This is a genomic window from Shouchella sp. JSM 1781072, from assembly GCF_041949915.1.
GTDB lineage: Bacteria > Bacillota > Bacilli > Bacillales > Bacillaceae_D > Shouchella.
In genome coordinates, this window is record NZ_JBHFQE010000001.1 from 1,368,531 (window position 1) to 1,382,977 (window position 14,447).

20 protein-coding genes are annotated in these 14,447 nt (G+C 39.8%); 8 read left to right on the forward strand and 12 right to left on the reverse strand.

Translation table 11 applies throughout. From position 1 onward, the window contains the following. Window positions 1-22: 22 nt before the first annotated feature. The 4 genes from ACE1TH_RS07190 to ACE1TH_RS07205 form a co-directional block, all read right to left on the reverse strand. Entirely contained in the window at window positions 23-424 is a 402-nt protein-coding gene (locus ACE1TH_RS07190; protein WP_099300563.1) for a hypothetical protein, read from the reverse strand. Further along, a complete protein-coding gene (locus tag ACE1TH_RS07195; RefSeq protein ID WP_099300562.1) occupies window positions 417-725 on the reverse strand; it encodes an antibiotic biosynthesis monooxygenase family protein in 309 nt (102 codons plus the stop codon). Before ACE1TH_RS07195 ends, ACE1TH_RS07190 begins: the two co-directional genes overlap by 8 nt. A gap of 21 nt (window positions 726-746) precedes the next feature. After that, window positions 747-1,892 carry an acyl-CoA dehydrogenase family protein gene (locus ACE1TH_RS07200; RefSeq protein ID WP_375078652.1) on the reverse strand — a complete coding sequence of 382 codons (1,146 nt, stop codon included), beginning with the start codon at window positions 1,890-1,892 and terminating at the stop codon, window positions 747-749. Window positions 1,893-1,979: 87 nt separating this feature from the next. Beyond that, window positions 1,980-2,114, reverse strand: a complete 135-nt coding sequence (locus ACE1TH_RS07205; protein ID WP_255225138.1) for a hypothetical protein — start codon at window positions 2,112-2,114, stop codon at window positions 1,980-1,982. Window positions 2,115-2,230: 116 nt separating this feature from the next. Between ACE1TH_RS07205 and ACE1TH_RS07210 the strand changes: the two genes are divergently transcribed. Next, window positions 2,231-2,641: a DUF2188 domain-containing protein gene (locus tag ACE1TH_RS07210; protein WP_099300560.1), complete on the forward strand. Its 411-nt coding sequence runs from the start codon at window positions 2,231-2,233 to the stop codon at window positions 2,639-2,641. On the opposite strand, the gene ACE1TH_RS07215 is transcribed toward ACE1TH_RS07210, so the two are convergent. After that, window positions 2,638-3,381: a S1C family serine protease gene (locus ACE1TH_RS07215; RefSeq protein WP_141556741.1), complete on the reverse strand. Its 744-nt coding sequence runs from the start codon at window positions 3,379-3,381 to the stop codon at window positions 2,638-2,640. The two genes, ACE1TH_RS07210 and ACE1TH_RS07215, sit on opposite strands and share 4 nt — an antisense overlap. After that, window positions 3,374-4,162, reverse strand: coding sequence for a YtvA family blue-light photoreceptor (gene ytvA, locus ACE1TH_RS07220; RefSeq protein WP_099300558.1), 789 nt, complete (start codon window positions 4,160-4,162; stop codon window positions 3,374-3,376). The genes ACE1TH_RS07215 and ytvA overlap by 8 nt, the downstream gene beginning before the upstream one ends. 175 nt (window positions 4,163-4,337) lie before the next feature. Between ytvA and ACE1TH_RS07225 the strand changes: the two genes are divergently transcribed. From ACE1TH_RS07225 to sda, 5 genes are all read left to right on the forward strand, one after another. Next, a complete protein-coding gene (locus ACE1TH_RS07225; protein WP_099300557.1) occupies window positions 4,338-4,685 on the forward strand; it encodes a YojF family protein in 348 nt (115 codons plus the stop codon). A 21-nt stretch (window positions 4,686-4,706) separates the two neighbouring features. Beyond that, window positions 4,707-5,390, forward strand: a complete 684-nt coding sequence (bshB2, locus tag ACE1TH_RS07230; RefSeq protein WP_099300556.1) for a bacillithiol biosynthesis deacetylase BshB2 — start codon at window positions 4,707-4,709, stop codon at window positions 5,388-5,390. Beyond that, a complete protein-coding gene (locus tag ACE1TH_RS07235; protein WP_375078653.1) occupies window positions 5,354-6,223 on the forward strand; it encodes a 5'-3' exonuclease in 870 nt (289 codons plus the stop codon). The genes bshB2 and ACE1TH_RS07235 overlap by 37 nt, the downstream gene beginning before the upstream one ends. Before the next feature lie 157 nt (window positions 6,224-6,380). Continuing rightward, window positions 6,381-6,863: a hypothetical protein gene (locus ACE1TH_RS07240; protein ID WP_375078654.1), complete on the forward strand. Its 483-nt coding sequence runs from the start codon at window positions 6,381-6,383 to the stop codon at window positions 6,861-6,863. A gap of 121 nt (window positions 6,864-6,984) precedes the next feature. Next, window positions 6,985-7,125: a sporulation histidine kinase inhibitor Sda gene (gene sda / locus ACE1TH_RS07245; protein WP_255225134.1), complete on the forward strand. Its 141-nt coding sequence runs from the start codon at window positions 6,985-6,987 to the stop codon at window positions 7,123-7,125. A gap of 163 nt (window positions 7,126-7,288) precedes the next feature. Here sda and ACE1TH_RS07250 read toward each other — a convergent pair whose 3' ends face one another. The 3 genes from ACE1TH_RS07250 to ACE1TH_RS07260 all read right to left on the reverse strand — a co-directional run bounded on the left by ACE1TH_RS07250 (window position 7,289) and on the right by ACE1TH_RS07260 (window position 8,301). Next, window positions 7,289-7,513, reverse strand: a complete 225-nt coding sequence (locus ACE1TH_RS07250) for a hypothetical protein (RefSeq protein WP_375078655.1) — start codon at window positions 7,511-7,513, stop codon at window positions 7,289-7,291. A gap of 290 nt (window positions 7,514-7,803) precedes the next feature. Further along, window positions 7,804-8,127 carry a bacillithiol system redox-active protein YtxJ gene (gene ytxJ / locus ACE1TH_RS07255; protein WP_176554208.1) on the reverse strand — a complete coding sequence of 108 codons (324 nt, stop codon included), beginning with the start codon at window positions 8,125-8,127 and terminating at the stop codon, window positions 7,804-7,806. Window positions 8,128-8,166: 39 nt separating this feature from the next. Beyond that, window positions 8,167-8,301: a hypothetical protein gene (locus ACE1TH_RS07260; RefSeq protein WP_375078656.1), complete on the reverse strand. Its 135-nt coding sequence runs from the start codon at window positions 8,299-8,301 to the stop codon at window positions 8,167-8,169. Window positions 8,302-8,486: 185 nt separating this feature from the next. On the opposite strand from ACE1TH_RS07260, the gene ACE1TH_RS07265 reads away from it, so the two are divergent. Then, window positions 8,487-9,311, forward strand: coding sequence for an aldo/keto reductase (locus ACE1TH_RS07265; RefSeq protein ID WP_099300552.1), 825 nt, complete (start codon window positions 8,487-8,489; stop codon window positions 9,309-9,311). Window positions 9,312-9,481: 170 nt separating this feature from the next. Then, complete coding sequence (locus tag ACE1TH_RS07270) at window positions 9,482-11,071, forward strand: ABC-F family ATP-binding cassette domain-containing protein (protein ID WP_099300551.1); 1,590 nt, start codon at window positions 9,482-9,484, stop codon at window positions 11,069-11,071. A gap of 39 nt (window positions 11,072-11,110) precedes the next feature. Here the strand turns inward: ACE1TH_RS07270 and ACE1TH_RS07275 are convergent, their stop codons facing one another. From ACE1TH_RS07275 to prpB, 3 genes are all read right to left on the reverse strand, one after another. Next, a complete protein-coding gene (locus tag ACE1TH_RS07275) occupies window positions 11,111-12,568 on the reverse strand; it encodes a CoA-acylating methylmalonate-semialdehyde dehydrogenase (RefSeq protein WP_375078657.1) in 1,458 nt (485 codons plus the stop codon). Then, window positions 12,565-13,470, reverse strand: a complete 906-nt coding sequence (locus tag ACE1TH_RS07280) for an NAD(P)-dependent oxidoreductase (RefSeq protein ID WP_255225129.1) — start codon at window positions 13,468-13,470, stop codon at window positions 12,565-12,567. Before ACE1TH_RS07280 ends, ACE1TH_RS07275 begins: the two co-directional genes overlap by 4 nt. A gap of 64 nt (window positions 13,471-13,534) precedes the next feature. Further along, the gene (gene prpB, locus ACE1TH_RS07285; protein ID WP_099300548.1) at window positions 13,535-14,443 is read right to left on the reverse strand and encodes a methylisocitrate lyase; all 909 of its coding nucleotides are present in this window, start codon (window positions 14,441-14,443) and stop codon (window positions 13,535-13,537) included. Between the last annotated feature and the right edge of the window lie 4 nt (window positions 14,444-14,447).

Below are 14,447 nucleotides of genomic sequence, written 5' to 3' on the forward strand. Positions count from 1 at the left end.
GGTCTAGATAGAACCGCTTTTTTTATGGGCGAAATGGGATCCGTTCGCTTTTGGAATATTCTTCTGTTTGTTTGAGTGCATCAATCGCCGCATCAACATATTGATTAAAGCTTGCTTCTTTGTCTTTTTCTAATTGTCCATAAATAACTGGTGGAATCCGTTCAAAGTTATCAATTAATAAGTACGTCGTCATCCCGTGTTTCGTCAAGATCCCATTAAGCCAAATGGCATAATCGATAAAAACTTGTTGATCTTTAATCGCATATGCAGCTTCAAGATGACGAAAGTGATGTTCGTTATCTTCTAATGTGTGCTTCCAACCTTTTTCCCCATATCGTTCGTTTAAATTCGGAAAGTCTTCGTAGATCGACTGCGCGATCGCTTTTACAATCGGTGCGTAATAATCTGGTAATGGTTCATTCACTAATAATCACCTCGAATTGTCGAACAGTCGGTACAATTCCAGCCAATTCTTGATCTGGGTATTTTTTCTCCAAATCATGAATCTCTTTAAACTCTTGGCTTCTTACCCAGTTCAGATAGGTTTCTTTTGTTTCAAATTGAAGCTCAACCGTTAATTCACCTGCTCGTTTATGGTGTTGTAAGAGCCGGAATGAGACAAAACCTTCTGCTTGGTCTACCTTTTTTGATCGGTTTTGATAGATTTGAATGACTTCATCTGCTTTTTCATCTGGCGCTTTAAACGTAGAATGGACTACATACATAGCGGACACTCCTTTACTTATTTACTCATTTAATAGCGATGCAGCAGCCACCTCAACAGTTTGATCATCCATCGGTGGATTATGCAAACCGGCACGAACATTGCGATAATACCTTGATAAAGGAGATTGATGAGATAAACTGTGCGCTCCAACGACTTTCATTGCTAAATCAACCATTTTCATAGCCTTCTGAACGACTGCATGTTTTGCCATCATTAGTGGCAACCGCATTGAAGCGCGCTCTTCGTTTGACCCTTCATCCCATTGCTTGGCAATGCCATATAATAATGTATGACTTTGTTGATAAAGCAAGTATGCTTCACCAAGCTTTTGCCGAACAGCTGGAATCGTAGCAATTGGTTTTCCTAAACTATTTGGAGCGTATTCTTTTGCATAACGTGAAGCTTCTTGAATCGCAGCATAGCCAATTCCAAGATAACATGCCGGGATATGTAAAAGCCAAGCTTGAGGGCTTCCTTTTTTTTCTTGAATTTTAAGCAATGCTTGCTCCGATACCGTTACGTTTTTTAAGATTAGATCGTGACTGCCTGTCGAACCCATTGAAACCATGTCCCATGTTCGATCAATCTCAATTCCAGCAGCACCCTTTTCAATGAGAAACATACCAGTCGAAGCATCTTCTTCAATTGTTGCGAGAATTAAATAGTAATCTAGCTCTTCTACTAAGGTATAAAATGTTTTTTCTCCATTTAGTATCCATTGATGATTCTTTTTTTGCGCAGTTGTTTGAAACTGCCCACCTCTTGTTGGACTTCCTGTAGCTTTCTCCGTTGCCGCTGTATTCAGAAGAAAACCTTTCTTTACAACGTCATGAAGTATAGTTTCACGACTATATTCTGACCAATTATTTTCAGTACGCTCTTGATACATCGTTCCCATATGCCAACCGATACTTAAAGCCGTTGGACCATCTTCTCTTGCGATTAGCTCTTGTAAGGAAAGGAGCTCTTGTAAAGAAATCCCCGCTCCGCCATAGGTCTCTCCAACTGCTAATCCAGCATACCCACTTTTTCTTAATACCTCAATATTTTCTACTGGAACCGTTTGTGCACGGTCGTGACGCCGACCAATTTCAGCAAAATTTGTCATTAAACGTTTTAAGATCTGTTCTCTTTCTAAAGGGGTTTCTGTCTGCAATAACTCCACGTTGGTTCACTCCTCTATCGTTCACTTATCCAATATAAGAAGGCGCAAGCATAACCAAATCATGCTCACGCCTCATCCATTCAGTGTTTATTTATCTTCTTTCTTGTCCTTTTTTTCCGCTTTCTTTTCTTTATCTTCTTCAGCAGTCCCTTGTTCAAGAGACTTGTCAAATAAATCTTTTACTTCCTCTTCACCTGTACTTTTGTTTTCTTTCTCACTCATCTTTATGCACCTCTTCTACTTTCGACTTAATTCTACTATTCCCGTTCCTTCCCTCTCTTAATCATGTTTAATTTAAGAAGCAATCGGCTATGTACGTGAAAAAGGAGTGTAGACAAATGAGTTGGAATATGAGCGATTACCCAGCAACTTTTAAAAATTTCGAACCTGCCTTGCGAAAAAAAGCAATCGAAATCGCAAACGCCATGATCGACGATGGCTATAAAGAATCGGATGCGATTCCAATTGCCACTTCACAAGCAAAAGAATGGTTTAATCAAGCATCAAAAGCAGAGATTGAGAAATTTTATCAAGATGGGCACATGAAACCGAGTAAAAACCGCGAAAAACAATCTTCTCCGCGCTTAAATGACGCAACGCAACTCGTAGTCAAACGAGACGATGGTTGGGCTGTAAAAGCTGAAGGGGCTCAACAAGCAAGCAATGTCTATAAAACGAAAAAAGAAGCTGAAAAACGAGCCCAAGAAATTGCGGACAATAAAGGCTCTGGTGTCGTAACGAAACCTTAATTGTCAAGAAAATGTTGGACTTGCTCGATTGGTACTGCAAGTCCTTCTCTTTGCTCGTTTAAAGACCGTGCATAAATCACACCAATGACTTCTCCTGAGCGAGAAAGAACGGGGGAACCACTATGACCAGGATAAACGTCGTTGGTAATGGTTAAGACTTGATAAGGGTTACGTTCGTCGGACACCTCTCCCTCATTTGCTATAAATGAATGCGTATGAGGATGTCCAATGACGATGACTGCTTCATGTAACGTTGCTGATGATTCTGATAAGGGTAATGGAGAAAAGGTTTCAGCATGATCACTAACTATTAATAATGCCAGATCATTTTCAACATCATGTTTTTCCACATCAGCCATAAATACGTCTCCATCAGATGTAATAATTCTAACATTTGTTTGTCCATTGACCACGTGTTCATTTGTAAGAATCGACCCATCTTCATCTACAAAAAACCCTGTTCCATGCCCTGAAATCGTTTGTACGGCGACAACACTTTCTCGCCAAGCCTCTACTTCCTCGTCTTCAAATAATTCTTCACTCTCCCGCATAAATTGCAGTGCGTTTAAGTTAAAATGTTCAAATAAAAACGAGCTTGTTTGAAACACAAGTGCACATGCAATGATGATTGAAACTATACGAACGATTCTTTTACGCCATTTCTTCTCTTTTTTAGGTTCCTCTTCTTCAAAATCACTTAATGACGGTTCTTCATCATAGTCATAAAAATCCTTACTCACGTTTTTCAAACGTTTCTTTTAAAATTTGCTTAACCGAACTGGCTGTTTGAATTGAATCCATTCCATTTCCTCCTGCTAATACAGATTGAATGGCTAAATCAGGTGCCATTCCACATACCACAAGCTCTGTACCGATAAGCTTTAGGACATCACGTAATTGAAAAATCCCTGAAACGACAAAGGCGTCGTAATCCGTTAAGCCTGACAAATCAATCACAAGTTTTTCAATGCCTAATTGCACCGTTTCATGCGTCACTGTTTCAAACATTTTATCAAAACGTTCCTTATTCATCTCGCCAATTAATGGGAGCACGGCTAACCCATCCATTAAAGGAACGAGCGGAGTCGAAATGGATTGAATCCGTTGTACCGAACGCTCATATTCTTTTTTTGCTTCAACTTGTTCGGTGATATCTTTTTGAACACCTACAAAATAAAGCTTTTTTTGGTCTTCTAAATAAACTGGGTCAATTGTTAGTTCATTCCAGAAAAGCATCCCATCTTTTGTATAGTTTGCGACTTCAATCGATACAGGCTCTACTTTTTTAATCGCCTCTCTCAACAAGTCGATTTTTTCTCGTTCTGTCTCTTCCCCTTGTAAAAAACGGCAATTTGTACCAAGCACTTCTTTTTTTGTGTAGCCGGTCATTTTTGTAAAGCCTTCGCTAACATAAACAATCGGATTATCTTCTCTATCAGGATCTGTAATTAACACACCCACACGTGTATAATCAAGGACTTTCATAAGTAGTTCTGCTTGTTTAGCAACTTCTTTAAACATATTACTCCTTGCCTCCTACAAAACATCCATTTGCTCATTCTATCATTTTACTTAGATTAATTCTCTGTTTACGTATTCGACTTCTACCCTCAAGTCACCTTCATTGATACTAGGGGTGTTTTCCCATTATAATAGAGGTTAGCAAAACGCTGTAACTATAATTTGGAGGCAACGTATGGAACCAATTACGAAAGACATTGTTCAACAGCATATCGATGAATTTGCGAATACAGAAGTCTATCTACACTTAGAGACGACAAACGGAGCTTACGCTTCTCATTTTGATGAATCTTTTTTTTCAGCTAGTGCTTATATAAGAAACGCAAACATCACGTATGAAAATGGAAAAATCGCTGGCGATGGGCCCTTTCGAGTCGGCTTAAAGCTTGAGATTGGCTGGGTCTACGGAGAAGGTTTGACACATTTTGAATTAGATGAAGACGGTCGACTCTTATTAGCTGGTCATGGGCAGGATGGAAAACTTGCCATTGCAATGGAAATTTCCAAAACCCCATTTCGGTAAAATTAGTAAGGAGTGAACACAATGAAAAAACAAAAACATGTGTTAGTAATCTTTCCACATCCAGATGATGAAGCATTTGGCGTTTCTGGCACAATCGCCCATTACGTTCAGAATGATGTTCCAGTAACGTATGCTTGTCTTACTCTTGGAGAAATGGGTCGTAATCTTGGAAACCCGCCTTTTACCACAAGGGAATCCCTTCCTGATATTCGGAAACAAGAGTTACAACAAGCAGCAATTGAAATGGGGATAAGCGATCTACGAATGCTTGGCTATCGCGATAAAACAATTGAATTTGAAGCGCCTGGAAAACTTAAAAACGAGATTGTTGCGCTCATTGAGGAACTCCAACCTTCTCTCGTAATTTCATTTTATCCTGGCTATGCTGTTCACCCAGACCATGATGCAACAGGCGAAGCAGTCGTGGCAGCATTAGAATCGTTATCAGTTGAAAAACAACCTGTCCTTCACGCGATTGCTTTTTCAAACGGACATGAAGCAGAAATTGGTGCTGCTGATGTCGTTAATGACGTCACACCTTATGCTCAAATTAAGCTTGATACATTACGGGCGCACGCGTCTCAACTTGCGTGGACACTGCCAAGTTTAGAGAAAGCTTATCATGAAGGAAACGAAGAAGCTGTTACTCGTTTAACGAATGAACATTTTTGGACGTATCCATTAAAAGCGAGCACTACAAACTAATGCAAAAATCTCTTTTGATTATTGATGGGTTTAATTTATTGAGCCGTTCATATTTTGCAACGAGTTACAATCGTCCAATTGAATCCCTTGAAAAAAATGAAGATGGTGTAGCTGTAAACGGAATGAATGGCTTTCTAAGAAAACTTGAACAACTAAAACGACAATACAACGTGACTCATTGTGTGGTTACGTGGGATATTCCTCGAGAAGACACGTTTAGACGACATCTCTATGAGCCGTACAAGCAGACAAGAAATGAGTTACCTGAACCTTTAATTGAGCAGTATGAATTGCTTAAACAACATTTATCTCATGCTAACGTTGCTCAAATTGCGCATCCCCCTTATGAGGCTGATGATCTAATGGGTGCGATTAGCCAGAATTGGGAAACGGTATACCCAAAGTCACCTGCGTATATTTATTCTAATGACAAAGACTTATTTCAATTATTAAGTGCGCAAACGTCGCAAATTCTTTCTGTTAAGAAAAAAGAAATCATCATGGGCGCTACACAATTTATGGAAGCTTATCAAATTAGACCCGATCAATGGGTTGATGTAAAAGCACTACTTGGGGACCCAAGCGATAATATTCCTGGATGTCCAGGTGTTGGTGAGAAAACCGCTTTACCTTTAATTCAGATGTATACTTCCATTGATTCTTTGTACGATCAACTCGATCGGCTAGATCCTCGCTTTAATCGCGTGAAAAAGAAATTAGTAGCAGGAAAAGAATTAACGTACCTCTCTAAAACCCTTTCGGAGATTGAGTGCACAATTGATGGTTTACCCGATGTGTCAACCTTTGAACGTTCTTCAACCCATACAGCGTAACCTTGTTCAGACAAGTAGGTTTTTTCGACCTGCTTGTCTTTTTTGTTTCATACAACAGTCAATAAGGCTCCCTCCCTCCATTCATTACCATTGCAAATTGAGTACACTTCTTCTATAATAAATGGCGGATTTCCTAAGGATGAGAAGGAGTGACAATATGATAACCTCAACTCTACCAAAGGCAGATAGACGTGATATACAGATGCTTCGTATGCAACAGCAGGTTCGAGAGATTGCAAAAGAAGAAAAAAAAGAAGTGATTGGCATTGAACAAATCGATGATGAAGAATGGGTTATTGTATCAAAAGCGCGAACAAATGATACCTTTCAAGTGATGATTAATCAGTGCAGCCACCCCTATCAAGGAACGTGGGACTTCGTACTAGAAGCAGAATATCAAGAGAATCACACTCTTTTTATTAACGATATAAAAGGAGAACCTTGTAGAGGGTTTGGTACTATCTGCATGAACTACTTAAAAGAGATTGCCTGGAAAGAGAATTGTGGCATTGAAGGAAACATTGCCAAACGAGACTGGGGACACGTTGAACGTCTCGCTCACTTTTATAAAAAGCATTCCTTTGAGATTAGTCTTGATGTTGAACAGCAAAACGGAAGAATTCAATGGTTCGGTCATTAAAACCTAGCATAATGCTGCTAGGTTTTTGTCGGATTTTTTTTGTTTATAAGTAATTTCATCTGGGTACGAAACAGTTATAGACAATCGATTATTGAGTGAATTGGAAAAAGGAGCGTAAAGAATGATTGAACAACTTTCGGATTCTATATTAATTGAAGCGTACGAAAAAGCAAAAGAAAATCGTCTTGAAAAAGATTTTTTAGCAATTTTGAAAGAGGAATTAGTTAGACGTAACATACATACAAATGAATCCCGTATATGACCAAACGTAATGAAGCCACTAAGGTCGAACTGATTCAGTTAATGAATCAATCGACGTATTTTTATATTTACAGCGTCAATGTGATGAACTCCTACGAGAGCTTGTACCATCTATAACCAAAAAGCGATTGACAGGAATCACTACTTCAATCGCTTTATCTCATTTACAACTCTTCTTCCTCTTCATATAGCTTCGTTTCGATTTCCCCAATTCGAGCACTTAAATCCATGACGTAGATAACGAGAATTGAAAAAGCTGCAACCCCTAACCACGATAAGAAATAAATCGTCTCAAGTCCAGAAAGTAATGAAAAAACGGCTCCAAATACGCTTGTTAAACCGACTAAGATACATACAAACAAGCCTAATGCATAGATTACTGGATTCAAACTATATCACCTCCATGCTTTTACGTTATGCATCAGCATGAACTTCTTCTTGTTTATACGCCTGAGCGTCTTAAAAATAGAGCGGTATCCCGTGTATAGTTGCTATTATTTTGTAAATAGTAACAAACGAGGTGATGTCTAGTGACATGGTTTGAAATTGTTCAACGAAGCGCATCCATTTTCGTTATTGTTTTTTTATTAATCACCTATCGATTGATCTTTAAACAAGATCAGCAAGCAAAACGAAAAAACGAACGATAGTCATGATCGACAATCGTTCGTTTCTCCATTTATACCTGTTCAGCTATTGCTGACTTTTTAATATTCCAATGCGACTCTGTCCACTGCACTTTATTGTTTTTAAGCACAAATAGTTGTGGCGATTTATGAACAGTACGTAAATCTTCTGCAATTTGATTTGACAAAGAACGGGATTCAATTACCTTGACAACTGCCGCTAAAACGTTAGGATGCTCACTTGTGAACGCTTGAAACTCTTCAAAGGCTTCAGCGCTGATTGGACATTGCGTACTATGCTTAAAGACAAGCGCCGTTTGTTCTTCTGCATTTGTTTGAAATTGGTTCCAATCTTCTTGTGTTTCGATTTCAATCATTATGTTCGCCACCTCATTTATTATTTTGTTTATAGTGTATCATAAAGAGTGAAAAAGCCATAAATGAAGTTCATTTAAATCAACTTTCATCAATTGATCATCTTCTGCTTCCGGGTTGCCTCCACCATCTGTGTTGTTGGTGATGAAGTAAAGCTGGTACCCTTCTACAAGCACGTCACGAACTCTTCCATAGTCCTTAGTATATTCGTCATCTACCCGTGTTACACGCTACTAGGAAAAAGCTACCTCCATCTGTTGTACCCGTTGTATAAACGTTTTTGAGCTTGTTAAAACCTCTTGCTTTTTCAATCCTCTTTTTTGTCGTATAATTAAGACGAATCGTAAAGGAGTGATAACAGATGAAAATGGTCACGTTAAACAACAAAATAAACATGCCTCAGCTAGGTTTTGGTGTTTGGAAAGTTAAAAAGGAAGAAGCTCAGCCAGCAGTCGCTAAAGCACTTCAAACAGGCTATACCTCCATCGACACCGCCATGATTTATCAAAATGAAGAAGGTGTTGGACAAGCGATTCAAGAGTCCAATGTGGATCGCAAAGACCTCTTTATCACCACGAAAGTATGGAACGCTGATCAAGGCTACGAGCAGACGTTAGCTGCTTTTGAAACTAGCTTAGAAAAACTTGGTCTTGACTATGTTGATTTATATTTAATCCATTGGCCTACTCCAGATTTTGATCAGTACATTGAAACGTATCAAGCGCTAGAAAAACTTTATAAGGATGGGCGCGTTCGTGCAATCGGCGTATGTAATTTCCACATTGAACATTTAGAACGGTTATTAAATGAGTGTGAGATTCCTCCAGTTCTTAATCAAGTTGAGTGTCACCCGTATCTTGCGCAAAATGAATTAAGAGCCTTTTGTGAAAAACACAATATTTATTTAGAAGCTTGGAGCCCTCTTGATCAAGGCCAAGAACTTTTGCAAGATGAAGTTATTGTAAAGGTTGCAGAAGAACAGCAAAAAACCCCTGCTCAAGTCGTATTGAGATGGCACTTACAGCGAGGAACCATTGTCATTCCTAAGTCAGTAACGCCAAGTCGAATTGAAGAAAACTTTGATGTCTTCAATTTTGAACTAACAGACGAGCAAATGAACGCGATTAATCAATTAGATCGAAATCAGCGTCGCGGCGCAGACCCAAGTGATATGCACACACGTTAGATTAGAAAACGCTCGTATTCGCGCCATGCGGACGAGCGTTTTTTCTTTAAATAAATGCAGATTACAGAAAAGAATTTACGGTTTTGCCGTTTACACCTATACCGTTTGGAGGTAAACTAGAGGGTGGAGCGAAAAACGAACATTTGTTACTACGCTTAGGAGGTTACGCGATGATTACTGTTTCTAACGTTGGTTTACAGTTTGGCGGACGTAAACTATTTGAAGACGTGAATATACAATTCAACCCTGGAAATTGTTATGGATTAATTGGCGCAAATGGTGCCGGAAAATCAACTTTCTTGAAAATTTTATCTGGTGAAATTGACTCCCAGCAAGGGCATGTCGCAATGAAGCCAGGCTCTCGTATGGCTGTATTAAAACAGAACCATTTTGAGTATGAGAACGAGCAAGTGCTTCAAACCGTTATTATGGGGCACTCCCGTCTTTATAAAGTTATGCAGGAAAAAGACGCCATTTATATGAAAGAAGATTTTTCTGATGAAGATGGTATGAAAGCAGCGGAGCTTGAAGGAGAGTTTGCTGAGTTAAATGGTTGGGAAGCTGAATCAGATGCAGCCGTTCTATTAAAAGGATTGGGTATTAGTGAAGACGCTCACGACAAAACCCTCTCTGAACTATCAGAATCAGAAAAAGTAAAAGTATTGCTTGCTCAAGCTTTATTCGGTCAACCTGACGTTCTTCTATTAGATGAGCCGACGAATGGTCTTGACTTAAAAGCGATTCAATGGCTGGAAGACTTTTTAATTAACTTTGAAAATACGGTTATCGTTGTCTCCCATGACCGTCACTTCTTGAACAACGTTTGTACGCACATTGCTGATCTTGATTTTGGTAAAATTCAGCTGTATGTCGGCAACTACGACTTCTGGTATGAGTCTAGCCAATTAGCATTAAAAATGGCACAAGACCAAAACAAGAAGAAAGAAGAAAAAATTAAAGAGCTTGAAAATTTCGTTGCTCGCTTTAGTGCCAACGCTTCGAAATCTAAGCAAGCGACATCCCGTAAGAAGCAACTAGAGAAAATTACTCTTGACGATATTAAGCCTTCATCACGTAAGTATCCGTACATCCATTTTACTCCAGAACGTGAAATCGGAAATGACTTATTGCTAGTAGAAGGTTTAACGAAAACCATTGATGGTGAAAAAGTATTGAACAACGTATCTTTCCGCATGAGTAAAGATGACAAAATTGCGTTAGTTGGGTCGAACGATTTAGCTAAGACGACTTTGTTTAAAATCTTAACAGGCGAAATGGAAGCAGACAGTGGCTCATTTAAGTGGGGAATCACAACGAGTCAATCATACTTCCCTAAAGATAACGCTGAGTTTTTTGAAGGCTGTGATTTAAACTTAGTTGACTGGCTACGACAATTTTCTCCAGAAGACGATAGTGAATCATTCCTACGTGGTTTCTTGGGACGGATGTTATTCTCAGGTGAAGAGGTATTGAAAAATGCCAGCGTTCTGTCTGGTGGCGAAAAAGTTCGTTGCATGCTATCAAAAATGATGCTTAGTGGAGCGAATGTATTGCTTTTAGATGAACCAACAAATCACTTAGACCTTGAGTCTATTACAGCACTTAATAACGGCTTAATTAACTTTAAAGGTTCAATGATTTTCAGTTCTCATGACCAGCAGTTCATCCGCACCATTGCAACTCGCATTATCGAATTAACAGACGACGGCATTATTGATAAAGATTCTTATGAAGATTATTTAAAAGTTGCTGTTAAATAATATACAGAGTGGTCGCTATGCGATCACTCTGTATTTGTCTTAATTAAACCAACGTTCCGTTACAACTTTTTTTCGAGTGTAAAACTGAATGCCGTCTTTTCCGTTGGTTCCTAAATCCCCGAAGAAAGAAGCTTTATTTCCTGCAAAAGAGAAAAATGCCATCGGTGCTGGTACGTTTACATTGATTCCTACCATGCCTGCATCAATGGAATTTCTAAAATACTGAGCTGCTCGACCACTAGATGTGTAAAGAACGGCCCCATTCGCAAAACGAGATTGATTTGTTAAAGCAATGCCTTCATCTAAATCTTTCACGCGTACTACACTAAGAACGGGTGCAAATAACTCTTCTTGCCAAATTTTCATATCTGGCGTTACGTGATCAAATAACGTCGCTCCTAGAAAATAACCATTGTCTTCTACTTCCGGTTCACGACCGTCGACAATCAGATTGGCTCCTTCTTCTACTCCAGAATCAATAAAGCCAACGACGCGATCTTTATGACTTTGTCGAATAAGTGGTCCAACAAAATGCTCGTCATGAATACCGTTACCAGCTGTTAATTTCTTTGTTTCCCGCGTTAACACTTCCATAAATTCATCTGCACACGATTCTTCAACTGCAACAACAGAACACGCCATGCATCGTTCACCACTTGAAGCAAAAGCCGCTCCAATAACGCCTTGAACCGTTTTTTCCATTTCACAATCCGCCAAAACAACAGCATGGTTTTTAGCACCTGCTAAAGCCTGCACGCGCTTCCCATTCGCTGTACCTGTTTGATACACATGACGGGCAACAGGTTCTGAACCAACAAAAGAGATCGCTTGGACGTTTGGATGTTCAAGTAAACCATTTACGACATCTTTTCCACCATGTACAAGATTTAATACTCCTTTTGGCAAGCCTGTTTCATGCATCAACTCCACCAGTCTCTCCGCTAATAACGGCGTACGTTCTGAAGTTTTTAACACAAACGAATTTCCTGCGGCTATAGCTAATGGGAACATCCAGAGCGGAACCATCATTGGAAAATTAAATGGTGTGATCCCTGCTACGACACCTAACGGATAGCGCCAAATTGAACCATCAATTCCTCCCGCAATATTAGGAAGCGCGTCACCCATCATCATCGTCGGCGCAGAAGTCGCTAACTCGACACATTCAATTCCGCGTTGGACTTCCCCACGTGCATCTTTAATCGTTTTGCCGTTCTCTTTTGTAATTAATTGCGCTAACTCTTCCCGGTGTTCTTTTAATTTTTCGAGATAAACAAACATATAGCGAGCTCGTTCTGGAACAGGTACCACTTTCCACTCTTCATATGCGTGCTTTGCAGCAACTACTGCATCATGAACATCTGCATCGGTTGACAATGGAACCATCGCAATGGTTTCGCCAGTTGCTGGATTTGGTACTGTTTCTTGTTCCGTTGTCTTGGATTCAACCCAGCTACCATTAATCCAGTTTTTTACTGTTTTCACTGATGTTGTCATGCTTTTGACACCCCTTCTGCTTTAAATGAGATCGTTTGCGTTCCTACTCGTTTAAACAAAACTGACATATCTTTGTCACCTAAACCAGATGCTTCTGCATCTTCATACATATCCACAAGCGCTTGGCTAATTGGTAACTGAATCCCATGCTCTTGCGCAAGCTCCATCGCAAAACGAAGATCTTTGTTTAATAGCTTTAAAGCAAAGCCAGGTTCATAATCATCATTTGCCATAAACGATTTGTAGTTTCGTTCATAAATTCGGCTTTGGCCGTAGGAAACATTTAAAACATTGAACAAAAAGTCGAGGTTTAAGCCACTTTTTTCAGCTAACGTTAACGCTTCTGCGACACCTGCTGTATAAAACCCAATTAATAAATTATTTATTAATTTAGCATTCGTACCGCTGTCATACTGCTCGCTAATATGAAACACGTTGCTTCCTAACACAGCTAAATGCGGCTGAATACTTTCTAAAAGCTGCTTCGGTCCCCCGACCATAAACGTCAGTGTACGATTTTCCGCACCTACAACGCCTCCACTTACTGGCGCCGCTAGAAATGAAACCTCTTTTTGTACCGCAGCCTCGCCAATTCTTCGTTCTAGTTCAGGAGCCACGGTACTTGTATCAACTAGAACAACGCCTGTTGGCACTTTTTTTATTAAGCCGTTCTCTCCTAAATAGACCTGTTCACATACTTCCGACGAAGGCAAACTAGTAAACACAAGTTCAGCATATTCAATAATTTCGTCGGTTGAAGTCGCAGCTTTCCCACCTGCTTCTTCAAGTTTCTTTAAAGCGCTCTCATTAATATCAAAGCCCATCACTTCGTATTCCGATGCTAGCAAATTAAGCGCCATCGGTTTCCCCATATTTCCAAGTCCAATAAATCCTATTTTCATCGTGACCCTCCTTTAGAGAAGAGCCTGCACTTTTTTAAAAGTACAGGCGTGGTTAGGCAATATCCTATTGATGTTTCGTTAAAATGGTTTTGGCAACAGATTGATCTAAAGCTTCAAAGTCATCGTATGAAATTGTTTCGTACAACTCACTTCGTTTTTGCATGTTTTCAAGACTTGCTTTTTGTGTGCCATTTTCGAGAATATCTTGAAACACACGTTCATACGCTTTAGCAGCAACACGTAATGACGTAACGGGATAAATGACCATGTCGTAGCCCATATCTTCAAATTCAACAGCTTGATAATAAGGGGTTTTGCCAAACTCTGTCATGTTAGCAAGCATAGGGGCATTAATCGCACGCGCAAACGCACGAAACTCCTCTTCTCCTTGAAGCGCTTCAGGAAAAATGGCGTCTGCACCAGCTTCGACATACGCTTTTGCTCGCTCAATCGCTTCATCTAATCCTTCTACACCTCTCGCATCCGTACGAGCAACGAGAACAAGTGAAGGAGCTGCTTTTTTAAGGGCCGTAATTTTTTGCACCATTTCTCCTGTATTCACGAGCTTCTTCCCATTTAAATGCCCACATTTTTTCGGCAAATCTTGATCCTCTAATTGAACAGCAGCAACGCAGGCTTCAACCATTTCTACAGCTGTGCGCGCCACGTTTAAGACACCGCCAAACCCTGTATCAATGTCCACGAGAAGCGGTAGATTCGTCGCACGAATAATCTCCCTTGCTCGGTCCGCTACTTCTTTTGAGTTTACGATCCCAAGATCTGGTAAACCAAGACTCGCAGTATAGGCAGCGCCGGATAAATAAAGGCTGTTGAATCCAGCTTGCTTCGCCATCAAGCCAGCCATCGCATCATGAGCACCAGGTATTTGTAAAATCCCTTTACTCTGCACATGTTGTAAAAATTGTTCCGCTAATTCTTTTTGAGATTTTGGTTGATCAACGATCCAAGGCATCCGT

Excerpts from the sequence above, each read along its gene's own strand:
- ACE1TH_RS07195 (WP_099300562.1), bottom strand. The coding sequence starts at position 725 with ATGTATGTAGTCCATTCTACGTTTAAAGCGCCAGATGAAAAAGCAGAT.
- ACE1TH_RS07205 (WP_255225138.1), bottom strand. The coding sequence starts at position 2,114 with ATGAGTGAGAAAGAAAACAAAAGTACAGGTGAAGAGGAAGTAAAAGAT.
- ACE1TH_RS07210 (WP_099300560.1), top strand. The coding sequence starts at position 2,231 with ATGAGTTGGAATATGAGCGATTACCCAGCAACTTTTAAAAATTTCGAA.
- ytvA (WP_099300558.1), bottom strand. The coding sequence starts at position 4,162 with ATGTTTAAAGAAGTTGCTAAACAAGCAGAACTACTTATGAAAGTCCTT.
- ACE1TH_RS07225 (WP_099300557.1), top strand. The coding sequence starts at position 4,338 with ATGGAACCAATTACGAAAGACATTGTTCAACAGCATATCGATGAATTT.
- bshB2 (WP_099300556.1), top strand. The coding sequence starts at position 4,707 with ATGAAAAAACAAAAACATGTGTTAGTAATCTTTCCACATCCAGATGAT.
- ACE1TH_RS07240 (WP_375078654.1), top strand. The coding sequence starts at position 6,381 with ATGATAACCTCAACTCTACCAAAGGCAGATAGACGTGATATACAGATG.
- sda (WP_255225134.1), top strand. The coding sequence starts at position 6,985 with ATGATTGAACAACTTTCGGATTCTATATTAATTGAAGCGTACGAAAAA.
- ytxJ (WP_176554208.1), bottom strand. The coding sequence starts at position 8,127 with ATGATTGAAATCGAAACACAAGAAGATTGGAACCAATTTCAAACAAAT.
- ACE1TH_RS07265 (WP_099300552.1), top strand. The coding sequence starts at position 8,487 with ATGAAAATGGTCACGTTAAACAACAAAATAAACATGCCTCAGCTAGGT.
- ACE1TH_RS07270 (WP_099300551.1), top strand. The coding sequence starts at position 9,482 with ATGATTACTGTTTCTAACGTTGGTTTACAGTTTGGCGGACGTAAACTA.
- ACE1TH_RS07275 (WP_375078657.1), bottom strand. The coding sequence starts at position 12,568 with ATGACAACATCAGTGAAAACAGTAAAAAACTGGATTAATGGTAGCTGG.
- ACE1TH_RS07280 (WP_255225129.1), bottom strand. The coding sequence starts at position 13,470 with ATGAAAATAGGATTTATTGGACTTGGAAATATGGGGAAACCGATGGCG.
- prpB (WP_099300548.1), bottom strand. The coding sequence starts at position 14,443 with ATGCCTTGGATCGTTGATCAACCAAAATCTCAAAAAGAATTAGCGGAA.